A 17,074-nucleotide genomic window follows, 5' to 3' on the forward strand; every position below is an offset into this window, starting at 1 on the left:
CTGCAGTGCAATATTTCAGATAAGACCACATTTGCCTAGCTGCCGTAGCGCTAGCTGGCCCGGCTTTCGGACTATTCGTCGCATTGCAGCAAATGTGCTGCAACTGATCCTAGCGGTGGCACATTCTGTCTGAAATCTGACTTTTTCGCATGCAGTGATGCGTTAACTATATTGACCGAGGTTCAGATTGAATATCGGCGGCTGTGGTTGGAGATCGTTGGCGCTGATCGTCGGGTATGTGGTTTCGCGGAACATGTCCGTTCGCCACATCAGGTCGCCGAAGTCCGTCTGATCTTACTGTACCGAGCGCACTCTTGGGGGAGGATAGCGTGAGTTTAGAAACGAGCGAGAGCAAATGCCCGAGCATCTTCGGCCTGCCGCATGTCTCGAAAGCTCGCCCAACTTCCAATGGCTCCGGGACAACACCGGAACAGGCGATCTAGGTCATGCCAGGACATTACGGAAAATTTTGGTGCACCCGACTGGATTCGAACCAGTGGCCTCTGCCTTCGGAGGGCAGCGCTCTATCCAGCTGAGCTACGGGTGCCAGATGGGAGCGCCTAGCAAAGCTGGGGGCGGGGCGCCAGCCGTTTTGATGCCCGCGCATCACTTCGTCGGTATGGCATTCCTGACCTTGGGCGGCGGCGTCTTGGGTTTGAACGCGCAGAGATCGGCGACGATGCACCGCCAGCATTCGGGCGTCCGCGCCTTGCAGACGTAGCGGCCGTGCAGGATCAGCCAGTGATGCGCGTGGAGGCGGAACGGTTGCGGGGTCGCCTTGTCGAGTTTCAGCTCGACCGCCAAGGGAGTCTTGCCCCGTGCGAGGCCCGTGCGGTTGCCGACGCGGAAGATGTGCGTGTCGACGGCGAACGTCTCCGCGCCGAACGCGACGTTCATCACGACGTTGGCGGTCTTGCGGCCCACGCCCGGCAGGCGTTCGAGCGACTCGCGGTCCGCCGGTACTTCGCCGTCGAAATCGTCGATCAGCATCTGCGACAACGCGATGACGTTCTTTGCCTTGGTGTTGAACAGGCCGATCGTCTTGATGTGGCGTTTGAGTTCGTCGATGCCCAGCGCGATCATCTTCTCGGGCGTATCGACGTCGCGGAACAGCGCGCGCGTCGCCTTGTTGACGCCGACGTCGGTCGCCTGGGCGGAGAGCGCTACCGCCACGACGAGCGTGTAGGGATTGACGAATTCCAGCTCGGTCTCGGGGTGCGGATCGGCCTCCGCCAGACGCGCGTAGAATTCGACGACGTCCGCCTTCTTCACAGTCCGAGCACGTCGCCCATCCGGTAGCGCCCGGCGGGTTGGCCAGCGAGCCAGATCGCCGCGCGTACGGCGCCGCGTGCGAAGATCGAGCGATCGTCCCCGCGGTGATTGAGTTCGATCCGCTCGCCTTCGCCCGCGAAGATCACGCTGTGATCGCCGATTACCGAGCCGCCGCGAAGCGACGCGAAGCCGATCGTCCCCTCGGTCCGTGCACCGACGAGCCCGGCGCGGCTGTCGACGCGGAGTTCGGCAAGCGTGGTGCCGCGTCCCTTGGCTGCCGCCTCGCCGAGCAGCAGGGCGGTGCCGGAGGGGGCATCGACCTTGTGCTTGTGGTGCATCTCGACGATCTCGACGTCCCAGTCCGAGCCGAGGCGAGCGGCGGCTTCGCGCACCAGGATGCCGAGCAGCGTCACGCCGAGCGAGGTGTTGCCGGTCTGCAGCACGGCGATATCGTTCGCGGCCGCGTCGATCATCGACTGGTGCTGCGGCGAAAGGCCGGTCGTGCCGATGACGATAGCGGTACCAGCCGCACGCGCGGCGGCAAGGTGTGCTTCGACGGCGGACGCGGTCGAGAAGTCCACCAGCACGTCGGCGGTCTGTGCAAGCGCGTTGGGATCCTCGCGTGCGTCGACGCCACCAGCGAGCGTCGCACCGGCGGCTTCGATCGCGTCGACGATCGCGCGACCCATGCGTCCTGCACTGCCGTAGATGCCGATCGAGGTCATGCCACGGGCATGCGGGGCGGTTTGGGGCGCGTACGTTTGCATGCGCGGCGCTTTGCACCAAGCCAGCGCTTGGGGACAGGGGCGAACAGGCCGGTCGCGCTATTTCTTCGTGGAATTGGCGCAGGCCGTCGCAGCGGCTCTGTCGTAACGACGCCGCTTCAGCCGTTCGCGATCAAGCTCCGGACCAGATCGAGATCGGCGGGTTTGTCGACATCAACCGCCGCAAGCCCGAACGGGCTCGCCACCGCCGCCGCGTCGAGGCCGGCAAGCCGACCGAGATGCGCGATCGCTGCGACCAGCGTCAACCGGCCAGAAAGATAGCGGAACAACGTGCCGATGCCGAGCCGACGGACGATCCGCCAAGGCCGCTTGCGGTCCGCTTCGACCTGCGCCCACAGATCGAGCGCAGCGACCGAGCGCGGCGTGGCGAAGTAGAACAGGTTGCAGCCGGACCATGCCCCGTCGGCGAAGCGAAGATAGGTTCGGCGCGTGCCAGGGGCGGCGGCCTCGATCACGTCCTGACGCGCGAGCAACGCCGCGACGTCGGCCTTCGGGGGCGCGTCGGCGAGGAAGCGCGTGATCCATTCGGGCTGGAGCAGCGCGTGGTCGGCCGTGGTGACGAGCAACGGCGTGCCGAGTGCCTCGATGCCTTCGCGGACGCTGAGGCTGGGGCCGGCGGCGGCCGTCAGGACGGTAAGGCCCAGCGCGATCGCGTGGGCGCGGACCCTGTCGTCCGACACCGAAACGGCGATCCGCGTCGCGCCCGCGTCTCGCAGCGACTGGGTGACGCGCGCGAGCAGGGTCTTGCCGTCGAGCAGGATCAGCGCCTTGTGCGACGCGTCGCCGTAAGCTGCGACCGGATCGACGCCGCCACGCGAGCCCGCGAGGATCAGCGCGCTGAAGCCCGTGTTCATGCCGGTTTTGCAGACTCGTTGGCGCGTGCCCGCCACACCCGCCAGAACACGCCAGGGGCGGCTAGGATCGGGTGCTTCTCGCGCCACGGCGTCATCGGCACGGGGATCCCCGTATGGCGCTCGACTTTCCATGCACCGTAGCGCGCGGCACCTTCAAAGGTGAAGGCGGCGCGGACGAGGCGAACGACGTTGATCGGTTTGCCCGCGCGCCGGCGATGACGCCAAGCCTGCAACAGGCGCGCGCGCTGTGCGGGGGGAAGCGCAGGTTGCAGCACGCCGGCGTTGTCGACGAACGCGATACCATCCGCCGCCCATGCCAGGGGAAGCAGCGCGTCGTAGCGCCCCGGATCGAACTGGAGGATCTGCCCCTCGCGGCCCTTGCGTTCGACGCGCAGTTCGGCGGCGTAGGTCTGGCGAAACAGCGCCCGCCAATACTCATCCGCCGTGCCGCTGTCGGGGCCAAGCGCCGCGGCGAACCGCGCCGCCGACTTCGCCGCATCGCCGATAGCCGTCGCCACCGCCTGCGTGGTTGCACCATCGCGAACCCATACCAGGGCGGAGGGCTGGACGAATCGTGTCCAGATCGTGGTGTCGAGCGTACGGGCCGCGGCCGCCTTCGCGAACGTCGTCAGCCGCATCGTCGCGATCTTCGCGCGCAGCGTTTCGCCGTGCAGGTCGAACTCGCGGTAGCTGACGGTCGGCCAGATGCCGCGCTCGGGCGGGCCGGCGGTCAGCACGTAGAAGTCGAGCACGCCCTCGGTCAGTCCGGTGCGCAGGTTCGAGCCGTAGAAGAGTATCGCCACCACGTCGGACGGTTCGGTGAGCAGCGCCGCGACATCGCGGACCGCCGGGATCGTCGAGGCGCGAAGCTGGCGCCGGACGACGTCGTCCAATGTGGTCACGGGACGACGAAGCGGAGCGGCTTGCCTTCGCGGACGATCAGGTCGCCGCCCGGATAGATCTCGCCGTCGAGGATGAAGCCCGAGTCCATCGACAGGTCGAGCGACGGCGCGTCGATCCGGTGATAGCCGGCCCGATCGAGCCATGCGGCGGGCGAGCCCGTCACGATCAACGGCGTCGCAGCCGCCAGCCAGCGCGGCGGTGCATCGACGACTAGCGTCTTCATGCCCGCGCGCGGCACGCCGAACGGGCGGATACCGACCGGCATACGCTTCAGCGTCGACGCCAGCATGATGTAGCGTGCGCGGTCGGAGTTGGTGTTCGCGCCCGGGGCATGCGCACCCGAGGTCTCGCCGCCCTGAAAGCGGATCCGCATCCGGGTGCCTGCACGCCACGCGCTGTTGGCGCCGCCGAACAGCGTCTGGAGGATCGCCCAGCACAGCGCCAGTCCGACGGCGACGCCGTTGAACGCGCCCGCGCGGTGGGTGCGCTGCGCCAGCGCGGTGGCCTGGACGAACGCGCCCGCGCCGAACAGGAAACCGTGCAGACGCGTGCCATTGTCCTTGCGAACGATCTCGATCGGGCTGCGGGTCTTGACGTTGCCGTCGCGCGCCGCGGTGAGCGCCTGGTCGAGCGTCCAGCTGTCGGGGATGCCGAGATCGAGTGCGAGCGCGTTGGTCTTGCCCGACGGCACGATCGCCACACGGGGTGCAGCGCCGGTCCAGACGCGCGCGGCGGCGGTCATCACGTCGCGGATCGTCCCGTCGCCGCCGTCGATCACCAGCAGTTCGATACCGTGGCGCGCGAAATCGGTCAGCACTTCGGCGAGTTCGGCTTGCGTACGCGGCGTTACCGCGAGCACGGTGCCCGACAGGAACGGCTTGGTCGCCTCGACGCTGCTGCGATTACGGTGGCTTTTCGGGTTGCAGATGATGCCGGTGCGGATCTTCGCGGCCGCCTCGCGCGGGCTCACGCCGACGGGTTCCGACAGGACGTCGGGTATCCATGCCGATGGCGACACCGGGCGCCCTCCAAAGGCCTGAAAGTTGGAAACAGCATCAGCCACAATACAAACTACCCGTCACGGTCCGTAACCGCTACAAATTTATGTCAGGAAGATTTCGGTTCCGCGTCGGCGGAGACCGGTTCACCCTAACGGCGGTACCGCATCTTCATCCGCACGACCGTTCCCGACGCCGGCAACGCGACTCGAACAGCCTCGAACGACGGCAATCCGATCGACGTCGGAGCATCGTTGGAAAAGCCGAACCCCTCTTTGGGCGTGAACAGCGTGCGGTTGAAATTGTGGTCGCTGTTCTCGTCATGATATTGCGCGATCGCGTAATAGCCGGGCTTCAGCCAGAAACAGGCGCGGGGCGTCGTGGCAGCAACGCGCACCCGCGCCAGCTTTGCGCCTTTTGCCAAAAACCGTTTCTTGTCGTCGGGATACACGGTGAAGGCGACTTCGCCGACGGCATTGTGCATCGTCGTCGCTTCGAGGACCAACTTTGCATTGCCGTTGCCCGGCGTGCCCTCGCACGTTTCGGCCGCACTGGCCTGAACCGGCGCGACGATACCGACGAGCACAGCGAGGCCCAAGGATAGTGCATATTTCATCGGCGGATAAAGACCTGGAAAAGTGGCGGTAGCGGGGCGCCCCGATGGCATTGTCGACGTGAACGCCGCCTTTATCGTATCCGCGACCCCGTTCGGCGCCTGCCGGCCCAGCAGCCGGCTCAGCTTTCAGCTCAGCGCGCGCGTCATCCGCGCCGCCGCGAACCCGAGCAGGATCGCGACGGCCATCGATCCGACCGCGACTGCCGCGGCAACGCCGGTCGAATCATAGGTCGGCATCAACGCAAAGGCCGTGACGAACAACAGCAGCACGCCGACGGCGCGGATCGCGAACACCGTGCCGGCGCGGTGCAACGCCGTCATCACCGTGTCGAGGCTCACGGTCGCCAGGTCGAAGCAGCCCGCGGCCGCCAGCCACAGGAGCACGGGATAGGCGTGGCCGAAGGACTTGCCGCCGACCAGCTTCAGGATCGGTTCGCCGACCAGCGCAACGATCGCGAGAATGACGAGCGCAGCCGCGGTGCTCGCCAGCATCGTCCGCACCAGTATCCGGCGCAGGCGCGTGGGCTCCGCGGTGCGTACCGCGCGAACGATCTCGGGGAAGGCGGCGCGCGACAGCATCTGCGACAGCTTGGCCAAGGCCTGTGCCAATTGCGTCGCCAGTCGGAACGCGCCGGCGGCAGCGGGGCCGATCGACGCACCGACGAGCAGCAACGGGATCTGCTTGCTCGACAGGCCCAAGGTGGCACTGGCGTTGGTGCTGAGCGAAAAGCGGACGATACCGGGATTTTCGTCGCGGATCTGTCGCCACGTTCCGCGACCCTTTGCGAGCAGGTCGAGGTCGCCGCTCTTGGCCACCATCAGCCAGTAGGTACCCGCGGTCACGATCTCCGCCACTGCCCAGGCGATCATGAATCCACGGATCGTCGGTTCGAACAGGATCGCTGCGCCCGCACCGACGAAGCGCATGATCGGCGTCATGCTGTCCGCCACCGCCGACAACGAGAATTTATCGCGCAGGCGAAGGATGCCGAGTGGGGTCGAACGGATCGTGATGAGCTGCACCACCGCGAACATCAACGTGTCGCGCATCAGGTCGGGCGGGATGCCGAAGCTCTCGCTCCACGTCCACAGGATCGCCACGCTGAGCACCGCGCCGAGCAGCGCGCTGCACAGATCGAGAATTCCGGACAGCCGCAGCAACCGCGCCAGCCTCGGGGTGTCACCGGTCTGGATCGGTTCGACGCCGTATTGGACGATGATCTGCCATGTCTGGAAGCCGACGAACGTCGCCAGCGCCTGTGCAGCCCCGCTGATGAGCGCGAACCGGCCGAAATCGACCACGCCCAGTGTGCGCGTCGCGAACCCGAGATAGAACAGCGACAGGATCGCCAGCACGCTGCGGCTGGCGAGCAGCCAGCCGAGGTTGCGTGCCGCGGCCCGGAAAATCCCGGCCGTGCCGGCTGGAGCCGGAGTAGGCGCCGGTGCCGGGGGAGGAGCGGGGGCCTGAACCATGCTGTCCGGCCCCTATAACGCGTTAACCCACGCGGCAAGTGCGGCGCGGTACGCAGGTGCTCCGGAATGCCGGAGGTGACAAAGCGGCGGGTGGCTTATAGATCGCGGACGATCGGGCGAGCGTGCCGCCCAGATATCGAGGATACTTCTCTATCTGCGGAATTGCCGGCCTTTACGCGCGAGGTAGCGCTGCCGTCTCGCCCCGCCTCGTCACCGCGCCCCTCATTACCGCGCAGTGCGACGCGATCCTGCACCGCGGACCAGACGACCAGGGCGTGATGACCGATGGCGATTTCGGCTTCGGGATGCGCCGACTGAGTATCATCGACATCGAGGGCGGGCACCAGCCGTTCCATTCGCCCGACCATCGCTATGCGCTCGTCTTCAACGGCGAGATCTACAATTTCCGCGAATTGCGGCGCGAGTTGCAGGCGCTCGGCCGCGTGTTCGAGAGTGCGGGCGATACCGAAGTCATCCTCGCCGGCTATGAGCGCTGGGGCGACGACGTCTGGGCAAGGCTCGACGGTATGTTCGCGGTCGCGGTGTGGGATACGCTCGATCGGAAATTGACGCTGGCGCGCGACCCGATCGGGATCAAGCCGCTCTATTATACCGACCAGGCCGCCGGGTTCGCGTTCGGCTCAGAACTGAAGACGCTGACGTTGCTCCCCGGCATGGCGTTCGACGTCGATCGACGTGCACTCCACGATTATTTCAGCTTCGGCCACGTCCGCACCCCGCGCTCGATCTACGCGCAGGTCCGCACCCTGCCGCCGGGCCATGTAATGACCGTCGAGGCGAGCGGGACGCCGACGATGCGCGCCTATTGGACGCCGGCCTATCATCCCGCCGAGCCCCGCTCCGAGGCGGCGTGGATCGAGCGCTTCCGCGACGAATGGCTCGACACGATCGGCAAGCAGATGGTCGCGGATGTCGATGTCGGCGCGTTCCTGTCCGGCGGCGTGGACTCCTCCGCGGTGGTCGCGGCGATGGCGCAGGTCTCGGATCGCCCCGTCCGCACCTTCACGATCGGCTTCCCCGACCCGCGCTTCGACGAATCGCCGCACGCCGAGGCGATCGCGCGGCATCTCGGCTGCCACCATGTCACGCGCACGCTGGAGTTGGCGGATGCGCAGGCGATGCTGCCCGAGGTCCAGCATTGCTATGACGAGCCGTTCGCCGATCCCTCCGCGGTGCCGACCTGGTACGTCAGCCAGATCGCCGCGCAGGAGGTGAAGGTCGCGCTGTCGGGCGATGGCGGCGACGAACTGTTCTTTGGCTACAAGCGACACGCGACCGAGCGGCGGATCGGTGCGCTGCCCGCGCCGCTGCGTAAGCTTGCGCGTGCGCTGGATGCGGTGCCTACCTTGCCGTCGAGGCATGCGAACGCCGTGTTGCAGCGCTGGCGGAAAACCACCGGCAGCGCTGCGCTCCCGAACGGGATCGCGCGGTTCTTCGCCAAGACGCAGATCACCAACGAAGCCTTCCGCCGCGAGATATTCTCCGCAGAGTTCATCGCCGAGGAGGCGTGCGGGATCGCCGCGCTGGTCGCGGAATATTTCCCCGATCCCGCCGCGATCTCGACCGACACGCTCGAGCAGTTCGGTCTCGCCGACCTAGCGCTCAACCTGCCGGGCGCGATGCTGACCAAGGTCGACCGCGCGAGCATGGCGCATTCGCTCGAGGTGCGCGTGCCGATGCTGGGGCAGGGCATGGTCGACCTCGCGCTGTCGATGCCCGCGAACATGAAGCTCAACGGCAAGATCGGCAAATACGTCATCCGCCAGGCGATCGCGCCGTGGTTGCCCGAAGGGATCCTCGACCGCCGCAAACAAGGTTTCCAGATGCCGCTGGCGGCGTGGTTCGCGGGCGATTTCGGCGCGTATGCGGAGCAACTCTGGCGCGACAGCGGCGTCCGCGAGCAAGGCATCTGGCGCGCCAGCGCGGTCGACAAGGTGTTCGCCGATCACCGCGCGGGCAAGCGCGACCACAGCCGCTTCCTGTATGCGCTGGCGATCTACTGCCTGTGGTGGATCGGGCGGCCGAAGGCTCTGCACATTCCCTGATCCTCCCCCGCCAGGGGGAGGTGGCTGGCACGTGCCAGTCGGAGGGGGAGGCACGCGATACCGGCGTTCCGTGTCCTCCCCCTCCGTCACCTGCGGTGCCACCTCCCCCTGGCGGGGGAGGATTGCGCGGGTGAAGGCTCTACGCCAGCCAACTCACCAACGTTTCACCCTTGGCCTTGCGCAGCATCGCCTGCGCCAGCCGCACCAGATGCACCACCAGCGAGATCGCGGTCCACGCGGCGACCCCGATGATCCCCCAGTCGGGCCGCGTTACCAGCAGCCCCGCGAACAAAATCACCATGTTCGGATTGCGCCGCGCGGTGATCAGCCGGAACCAGCTATCGAACCGCTCCCACACATGGATGTGCATCCCGAACCGGACGATGAACGCCCCCTCGATCAGCCGCTGCGCGACATAGCCGAACAGCATCGTCCCGATCACCGCCCAGAACACGCCGTCCTCGAGCGGTCGCCCATACGGCGCACACCCCGCCGCCCAGGCCCACCACCAGAATGGCGGGTGGACCAGGTCGACGCCGTGATCCCACGCATTGCCGAGCTTCGACGAGGTGATCGTGCACCGCGCCAGCTTCCCGTCGACAGTATCGAGCACCATGAAGAACAGCCCCGTGGCGAGGCCCGTCCAGAACCAGCCATACCAGAACGCCACCGTCGCGACGATGCACAGCACCGAGCCGAGCGCGGTCACCTGGTTCGGCGTGATCCCGGCGCGCGCGCAGACCCGCGTGATCGCCAGCGCCCATTCCGGCCACAGATACTTGGTCAGCAGGTCGGTGACGCCCTTGTACGCGCCGACATAGCTCGCGCGCTCGATCGCCGGCACCGCGGCGGGGGTGAGCAATTCCGCGAACGGCCGCTCACGCTTGCGCAACGCCTCATTGAAGATGCCTTCCTCGGCCTCGGCGGCAATCACCGTCAGCCCGGTCACCAGCGGCGCCTCGCCGAGCATCGCCGCGGTCATCCGCGCACGCTCGTCGGCATCCCGGACATGCGCGAGCACGGGCACGCCGGTGCGCGTCACGACGGTGCCCGGCCGCGGCTTCAGATACGCGATCCACATCGGGTCGAACGCGTAGGCGAGGTTGGCGAGGATGACGGGGCCGGTCGCGGTGTCGTCGCCGTCGGTGGCCAGACCCTGCGCGACGCCGATCCGCCGGATCCGCTCGGCATTGGTCATGCCCCAGAGCAGCGTGTCGTTCGCCCGGACGGTCCGGAGCGCTGGCGTAGGGGCTGTCGAATCTACCATGCCGCACCCGTTACCCGATCTGGTCGTGAAAGCGAGAGGGGGCGGTAAGTGAAGGACACTCCCCCAGAGCCACCACCCCGGCGAAGGCCGGGGCCCAATTGGAACGTCCTGAGTAACCTCGCGCGGTCCTTCGTTTGCAACGTCCCCCAATTGGGCCCCGGCCTCCGCCGGGGTGGTCGAGATTTAAGGGGCCTGCGTGGCCTCCAACATCCGAACGATCTCTCCCGCCGCTCTCGCCGCGCCACCCTCGACCGCCCCCAGCGACCGCCCGGCAAACTCCGCCTGAACCGCCGCATACTGCGCATGCCGCAGCGCCGACCGATCCACCGCCGCCACCACATCCGCAACATCGCCAACCACCTCGCCACACACCCACATCGCGTAATTCGGATCACCCTCCCACGCGACACTCCCCGCATTAAGGAACACGCAAGGCCGCGGCCGCATCAGGAACTCGATCACCTGGCTCGACGTATCGCCCAGATACACGTCGGCAACGCCGGTATAGCTCCCATCAACCATTGCGAACCCGTCGATGTCGCAATGCACATGCGCCAAGTCCCCGATCTCGCGCATCAATTCCGCCACCTCGGGCGCGCGCTCGACCAGTCGCTGGTGCGGCGCGAAGATCAGGTTGTAGCGCCTGTCCGCAACCAGCCGCCGCACGACCTCCGCCCCCCAGCGCCACCACGACGAGCGATGCTGCTGCCAGTGCGGCGTATACAGCACGACCGGCCGCGTATCCGCGAACGGTGGCGCGGCGTGCGTCCGGTGCGCGAAGTCGGCCTTCACATAGCCGGTCGCGACGAACTTCTCGGGCGCAAACCCGCGGTCGAGATAGGTCTGCCGCTCCAGTTCGCTCGGCACCAGAGTCAACGCCGCCGCCCGCCTGCGTGGGTCGTCACGCGCGCTCATCGAGCCAACCCCGTGCGAGGTCTTCACGAACTTCGCGCGCATCGGAAACAGCCGCGGCAGCCACAGGCTCGTCTGCTCGGCACACACGACGACCGCCGCGCTGCGTAGATACGGCAGCAGCCGCAGCAGCATCGGCATCTTCGCCGGCAGCACCGGATTACGCCCGCTGCCGTCGTCCGCAACGACGCGAAACCCGGGCGCACGGCGGATGCGGACGGTCGGGAAGGGCGCCGTCCACCGCGTCAGCAACGTCTCGTGCACCGACGTGCTGACCCACAACTCGATCGGCACGTCCGACGCGGCGGCGAGCGCCTCGACGATCGGATAGAGATGCGGGATCAGCAGCGTCTCGCCCAGGAACAGGAACGCGACCTTCGGCATCATCGGCCGTGATCGCCTTCCCAGAGCGCGATATCCTCGGGCCGGTCAATCTCCTGCCAGTGCGCGCCGGACGCGATCCGCACCGCCGTCACGCCCGTCCCCTGCGCGACTCGCGCGACGACGGCGTGGTGATAGGCGTGAATGCCGTTCTCTTCGCCGATCACCGCGCGCAGTGCCTCGGCATAGGCCGTCCCGCCCTGCGACACGATCAGCCCGAGCGATCGATCCGTCGCCGCATGACCGACGAGATGCTTTCCGACCGCGATCACCCGGTCGTCCTCGGTCTCGACCAGCATGTCGTCGAGACCGGCATCGACGAGCGGCTCGACCAGCAACGCTACCTCTTCGGTCCCGCCCGCCATCGCCGTGCGCAGGATCGCCGGATCGAACACGGTGTCGCCGTTCATGAGCGCGAACGGCGCCTCGAGATACGCGCGCGCCGCCCACACGCTGCCGATGCTGTTGGCGGTCGACCAGAATGGATTGAAGACGAGCTCGGTCGGCAGGCCATAGTCGCGCGCGCCCAGATGCGCCTCGATCTGGTCGATCCGGTAGCCACCGACGATCACCGCACCGGCAAATCCCGCCGCAGCGACCGCGTCGAGCTGATGGTCGAGGATCGCACGACCGCCGACCTCGACCAGGCATTTCGGCGTGGTGAGCGTCAGCGGCAGCAGCCGCGATCCGTGGCCCGCGGCAAGGATGATGGCCTTCATGGGGGACGGCTCTACGGGCGAAGTGTGGCAGGAAAATGCATCGTAGTTCTCACTCGGAGGCGGATGCTCAGGACTACGAACGCAGCGCTGCTTGACCCTGCGCCCCTGCCTTCGCGGGGAACACTAGCGCCGTACCCCCTCGGCGTCCGCGCGCGACCAGCCGCCACCCATTGCCTGGTACAGCGTCACATACGCCGTCAGCCGATCCGCGCGCGCCTGCACGAGCGATAGCTCCGCGGTCAGCAAACCGCGTTGCGCATCGAGCTGATCGATATACGCCGAATACCCCGCGCGGTACCGGTTAGACGCATTGCGCAGCGCGCCCGCAAGCGCGTCGCGCTGCCCGGCGAGCGCGACTGCCTGCTGCCCCGAGCGCTGGACGCCGGCAAGGCTGTCGTCGACCTCCCGGAACGCCTGGAGCGCGGTGCGCCGATAGGCGAACGCGGCTTGGTCGCGACGCGCGGTGGCGGCGTCGGCTTGGGCGCCCAGACGCCCGCCGTCGAAGATCGGGCTGAGCACGCTTGCGCCGATCGAGAACACTGCGATCGGGTTGGCCAGCGCGGACGACAATACCACGCCCGCCGAGCCAGTCAGCGCTAGGTTCGGCAGCATCGCCGCGCGTGCGCTGTCGAGCGAGCGATCAGTGGCGACCAGCGTCTGCTCGGCCTGGTAGAGATCGGGGCGGCGACGAAGCAGGGCGGCGGGCAGGCCGTCCGGGATCGCCGGTGCAGCGAGTTGGTCCAGCGTGCGGCCGCGCGGGATCGGGCCCGGCACGTCGCCAAGCAGCAGGCTGAGCGCGTTCTCCTGCCGGCTGATCGCGAGTTCGGCGGCGGGGACGAGCTGTTCGGTGGCGTGATATTCCGCTTCCGATTGCCGCAATTCGAGGTTCGAGGTGTAACCGGTCTCTGCGCGTCGCCGGGCGATGCGCAAGCCCTCCGCACGCGCCGCAAGCGTCTGGCGCGCGACGGCGAGGCGGAGGTCGAGTGCGCGGAGCGTGATGTAGCCGGTCGCGACGCTGCTCGCGATGCCGAGCCTCACCGTGTCGCGCGCGGCTTCGCTAGCGAGCAACTGCGCGCGGGCGGCTTGGCTCGCGAGGCGGAGGCGTCCGAACAGGTCGAGGTCGTAGCTGATCGCCACCCCCGGCTGCGCGCCGATCGCGTCGGAGGGCGTGCCGAGCGGGCTGACGGTCTGGCCGGTGGTGCTTGGTGCCGAGCCGCTGACCAGCGGCGTCTGTTGCGCGCGGGCAAGACGTGCGGCGGCGCGGGCTTCGTCGATGCGCGCGGCGGCGGAGCCGAGGTCGGGGCTGTTGGCGAGCGCGCGGGCGACGAGATCGGTGAGGACGGGGTCGCCGAACGCGCTCCACCAGTCCGCACGGATCGGTGCCCCGGGGCCGAGCGCGGTGCGCCAGGCGGGGGGCGGGGTTACAGCTGTGGTGGCGGGCGCCTCGGGGCGGGGGCCGATACAGGCGGTGGCGAGGAGGGCGAGGGTCAGGGCGGCGGCGGTTTTGCCGCGCCGCCACTCAACTGCGCGCTGCCATCCCGCAACGCCACGCCACCCCGGCGAAGGCCGGGGCCCAGGCGGAAAGGTGGCAGTAATAGCGGACTGCGCTTCGTTACCACCGTCCCCCAACTGGGCCCCGGCCTTCGCCGGGGTGGGGCCGTTTGGGGTGGGACTTCCACCTCTTTTTCCGTCGCTGCGGACGGGGCCCAAGCAAGCAATGTTTCCCCGCGAAGGCGGGGACCCAGACTGGGCTCCCGCCTTCGCGGGAGAACAAGAAGCGGGCGTTACCCCAAGTTTGGGCTCCATTATCGAACCCCCGGTCCGCCAGCCGTATCCACCCGAGCCTGCACCGACATCCCCGGTCGCAACCGTGCGCTCAGCGGCTGCCCCCCATCCACCCGAATCCGCACAGCGATCCGCTGCGGCACCTTGGTGAAGTTCCCCGTCGCATTGTCCGCCTTCAGTACCGCGAACTCCGACCCCGCCGCCGGCGAGATCCGCTCGACACGGCCAGTCAGCCGCGCGTTCGCCAACCCGTCGACGGTGAACGACGCCGGCTGCCCAACCACCATCTTCGCGGTCTGCGCTTCCTTGAAGTTCGCGATCACCCACGTCTCGGGCGGCACCAGGAACATGAGCTGCGACCCTGCCGTCACATACTGCCCCAGCCGAACGCCGACCTCGCTCAACCGCCCCGTCTCGGGCGCGCGGATCACGGTGTTGGCGAGGTCGATCCGGGCAAGCTGTCGCGCCGCCTCCGCGCCGGAGACGCCTGCCTGCTGGCCACCACGCCCGACCTCGACCGTACGGATATCCTGCCGCGCGATCTCCCGTGCGGCCTTGGCCTGCCGGACCTGTGCCTGCGCCTGGCGCAACGCCGCCAGCGTCTGGTCTCGCTCGCGCAGCGACACCGAGCCGTCGGTCACGAGATCGTTGACGCGCGCCATGTCGGCCTGCGCGCGCATCAATTGCGCCTCGGCATTCGCGACCGCGGCGTCCTGCGCCGCGAACGTCGCTTCGCGGCTGGCGGCCGTCTGCCGGCTGTTGGCGAGCGTCGCGGCCTGCGCATCGACCTGCGCCTGAGCCTGGTCGACGCGCTGGCGATAGATGCGGTCGTCGATCTTCACCAGCGGATCGCCCTGCTTCACATCGGCGAAATCACGCACCAGCACCTGCGTCACATAGCCGCTGACCTGCGGGCTGATCACCGTCGTCCGCCCACGCACATAGGCGTTGTCGGTCGACTGATAGCTGGTCGCGAACGGCGGCAGGCGCCACGCCGCGAGCACCGCGCATACGCCCGCGATCGCGAGCAGGGCAATAATGATGATGACATTGCGGCTGGGGGGTTGCGGTCGCCAGCCAGAGCCGACCGGCGTGACCGGGGCGGCGGGTGCAGCGGTCGTCGCGGCCACCTCCGCCTGCTTTTCTTCGGTCGCCGGCCCCTCGGCCACCGGGCTGCGTGCGTCGCTCATGTAGTCCCCTCCAGCCGCGCCCGTCGTTCGCGTCGCGCGCGTCTCGCCAGCAGGAACAGCAGATACCCGAACGTGCCGCCGGCGAGGACCGCGATCAACCGGAAGACGTCGTCATACGCAAGCACGTTCGCCTCCCGCGTCGTGGTTTGCGAGAGGATCGCGGCGCCCTCGGCATTGCGCAGGGTCGGATCGACGATCACCCGGCTGACCGCGGCGCCACCTGCGGCAATGCGCTGCGTGACGATCGGGTCGGTCGGCGAGATCTGCTGGACCAGCGCGACGCTATTCGCCTTCTCGCGGATCACCTGGTAGCTGCCGAGCAACGCAGTGCCGCCAAGCCCGCCGAGCGAATTGATGATCCCGAACAGCGCGATGAAGCTGATGATGTGGCCGGCGCCTTCCTTCAGCGCGCGGGTCATGCCGAACAGCAAAGCGGGCCCGAGGAAGAACGTCGCGGAGAAGCCGATGATCGCCTGCGTCACGTACATCTGCGGCGCGCGCGTCAGGCTGGTCGCGTAGGAATCGAACCACGCCGCCACCGCGACCAGGCCGATCGCCAGCATGATCGGATGCCCGAGCCGCTCGACGTCGAGCGTCACCGCGCTTGCGATCACGCCGGCGACCGACGCGACGAAGATGATCAGGAAGAACGGCACGAGCTGGTCGTTGTTCTGGCCCAATACCGTCAGCAGCCCGACCGACGCATAGGTCTGCTCCGACAGCACGATCCGCGCCATCACGATCACGATCGTGAAGCGGACGATGTCGGCGCTGCCCAGCCAGCGGGTGTTGAGCAGCGGGTTGGCGCGGTGATGCTCGACGACGATCGCCGCGGCGAACATCGGGATCGCCACGATCAGCGCCCAGCCGATCCACGGCGCGTTGGTCCACCACACGATCCGACCGAGCCCGAGCACCGCGGCGAACAGCGCGGTCGATCCGGCGAACAGCACGAACGTCAGGAAGTCGAGCGGCTCGAACGCCTTGCTTCGCGTCGTCGGCGGGAGGCGGAGGGCTGCGACCGCGGCGAGCGACAGCAGCGCTAGGCCCAGTTCGAACAGGTACAGAGTCCGCCACTGCGACATCGCCAGCAGGTCCGGCGAGAACAGCCGCGCGAGCGGCGTCGCGCATTGCGGGATGCCGATGCCGAGCACGACCGCCTTCAGCCGCCATTTCGCGGGGAGCGACTGCATCACGTAATAGAGGCACAGGCTGCTCAGCGCCGCGCCCGCCATCCCGCTGATCGCGCGAACCGCAATCGCAGTCGCGAAGCCGTGGACGAACAGATGCGCGAGCGTGATCAGCACGTAGAGGATCAGGAAGATCATCGCGAACGGCCGCAGCCCGAACTGGGCGCGGAACTTGATCATCAGCAGGTTTATGCTGACGTTGGTCATGACGTAGACCGTCGGCAGCCACGCGATCTCCGCCGGATCGAGCCCGAGCGCGCCCTGCAGTGTGTACGTGTTGGCGCTGATGAGCGCGTTGCCGAAGCCGACCGTCAGCCCGAGCAGGATGCCGATTAGCGCATAGGCGATCTGGCGGTGTCTCGGATGCAGCGGCGAACCGGGGGAGCCGGGGAGGACAGGGCGTTCGTGCTCGGCGAACTGCCAGTCCTCTTCGCTCAGGAAGTGTCTGATTCTCTGGGCGATCATGGTTGGGCGGTTCTGGCATGATCGGGGCGGGGCGTCATCCAGGAACGCTTTCGACGGTAGGCAACGCGAATCAAATCAGCAGACCACCCCGGCGAAGGCCGGGGCCCAATTGGGGGACGGCTGTAACGATGCGCAGTCCGCCGTTACTGCGACCTTCCCAATTGGGCCCCGGCCTTCGCCGGGGTGGTGACTGTCCGG

The 17,074-nt window shown here is 67.7% G+C and carries 14 protein-coding genes and 1 tRNA gene; 1 reads left to right on the forward strand and 14 read right to left on the reverse strand.

The features are described 5' to 3' along the window. Positions 1-470: 470 nt before the first annotated feature. The 8 genes from IFT67_RS17465 to IFT67_RS17500 form a co-directional block, all read right to left on the reverse strand. A tRNA-Arg gene (locus IFT67_RS17465) sits at positions 471-547 on the reverse strand. 59 nt (positions 548-606) lie between these two features. Then, positions 607-1,272: an endonuclease III gene (gene nth, locus IFT67_RS17470; protein WP_192239431.1), complete on the reverse strand. Its 666-nt coding sequence runs from the start codon at positions 1,270-1,272 to the stop codon at positions 607-609. Beyond that, the gene (gene dapB, locus IFT67_RS17475; protein ID WP_107964091.1) at positions 1,269-1,997 is read right to left on the reverse strand and encodes a 4-hydroxy-tetrahydrodipicolinate reductase; all 729 of its coding nucleotides are present in this window, start codon (positions 1,995-1,997) and stop codon (positions 1,269-1,271) included. The genes nth and dapB overlap by 4 nt, the downstream gene beginning before the upstream one ends. A gap of 158 nt (positions 1,998-2,155) precedes the next feature. Continuing rightward, the gene (gene mobA / locus IFT67_RS17480) at positions 2,156-2,911 is read right to left on the reverse strand and encodes a nucleotidyltransferase family protein (RefSeq protein ID WP_192239432.1); all 756 of its coding nucleotides are present in this window, start codon (positions 2,909-2,911) and stop codon (positions 2,156-2,158) included. Then, positions 2,908-3,813: a hypothetical protein gene (locus IFT67_RS17485; protein WP_342450646.1), complete on the reverse strand. Its 906-nt coding sequence runs from the start codon at positions 3,811-3,813 to the stop codon at positions 2,908-2,910. The genes mobA and IFT67_RS17485 overlap by 4 nt, the downstream gene beginning before the upstream one ends. Next, on the reverse strand, positions 3,810-4,832 hold the full coding sequence (locus IFT67_RS17490; RefSeq protein WP_192239433.1) for a diacylglycerol kinase family protein: 1,023 nt from the start codon (positions 4,830-4,832) through the stop codon (positions 3,810-3,812). The genes IFT67_RS17485 and IFT67_RS17490 overlap by 4 nt, the downstream gene beginning before the upstream one ends. Before the next feature lie 131 nt (positions 4,833-4,963). Continuing rightward, positions 4,964-5,428: a DUF2141 domain-containing protein gene (locus tag IFT67_RS17495; protein ID WP_192239434.1), complete on the reverse strand. Its 465-nt coding sequence runs from the start codon at positions 5,426-5,428 to the stop codon at positions 4,964-4,966. Between the two features lie 126 nt (positions 5,429-5,554). Continuing rightward, positions 5,555-6,901, reverse strand: a complete 1,347-nt coding sequence (locus IFT67_RS17500; RefSeq protein ID WP_192239435.1) for a lipopolysaccharide biosynthesis protein — start codon at positions 6,899-6,901, stop codon at positions 5,555-5,557. Positions 6,902-7,023: 122 nt separating this feature from the next. Between IFT67_RS17500 and asnB the strand changes: the two genes are divergently transcribed. Then, positions 7,024-8,967, forward strand: a complete 1,944-nt coding sequence (asnB, locus tag IFT67_RS17505) for an asparagine synthase (glutamine-hydrolyzing) (protein WP_342450647.1) — start codon at positions 7,024-7,026, stop codon at positions 8,965-8,967. 139 nt (positions 8,968-9,106) lie between these two features. On the opposite strand, the gene IFT67_RS17510 is transcribed toward asnB, so the two are convergent. The 6 genes from IFT67_RS17510 to IFT67_RS17535 all read right to left on the reverse strand — a co-directional run bounded on the left by IFT67_RS17510 (position 9,107) and on the right by IFT67_RS17535 (position 16,876). After that, positions 9,107-10,234: a CDP-alcohol phosphatidyltransferase family protein gene (locus tag IFT67_RS17510; protein WP_192239436.1), complete on the reverse strand. Its 1,128-nt coding sequence runs from the start codon at positions 10,232-10,234 to the stop codon at positions 9,107-9,109. 183 nt (positions 10,235-10,417) lie between these two features. After that, positions 10,418-11,533 carry a CDP-glycerol glycerophosphotransferase family protein gene (locus IFT67_RS17515; protein ID WP_192239437.1) on the reverse strand — a complete coding sequence of 372 codons (1,116 nt, stop codon included), beginning with the start codon at positions 11,531-11,533 and terminating at the stop codon, positions 10,418-10,420. Continuing rightward, positions 11,530-12,246 carry a phosphocholine cytidylyltransferase family protein gene (locus IFT67_RS17520; RefSeq protein WP_192239438.1) on the reverse strand — a complete coding sequence of 239 codons (717 nt, stop codon included), beginning with the start codon at positions 12,244-12,246 and terminating at the stop codon, positions 11,530-11,532. The genes IFT67_RS17515 and IFT67_RS17520 overlap by 4 nt, the downstream gene beginning before the upstream one ends. Positions 12,247-12,369: 123 nt before the next feature. Then, the gene (locus IFT67_RS17525) at positions 12,370-13,737 is read right to left on the reverse strand and encodes an efflux transporter outer membrane subunit (protein ID WP_192239478.1); all 1,368 of its coding nucleotides are present in this window, start codon (positions 13,735-13,737) and stop codon (positions 12,370-12,372) included. A 314-nt stretch (positions 13,738-14,051) separates the two neighbouring features. Next, complete coding sequence (locus IFT67_RS17530; protein WP_192239439.1) at positions 14,052-15,221, reverse strand: HlyD family secretion protein; 1,170 nt, start codon at positions 15,219-15,221, stop codon at positions 14,052-14,054. Next, positions 15,218-16,876, reverse strand: coding sequence for an MFS transporter (locus tag IFT67_RS17535; protein ID WP_192239440.1), 1,659 nt, complete (start codon positions 16,874-16,876; stop codon positions 15,218-15,220). The genes IFT67_RS17530 and IFT67_RS17535 overlap by 4 nt, the downstream gene beginning before the upstream one ends. Between the last annotated feature and the right edge of the window lie 198 nt (positions 16,877-17,074).

The sequence above is a fragment of the Sphingomonas sp. CFBP 13728 genome (genome assembly GCF_014841895.1).
GTDB lineage: Bacteria > Pseudomonadota > Alphaproteobacteria > Sphingomonadales > Sphingomonadaceae > Sphingomonas.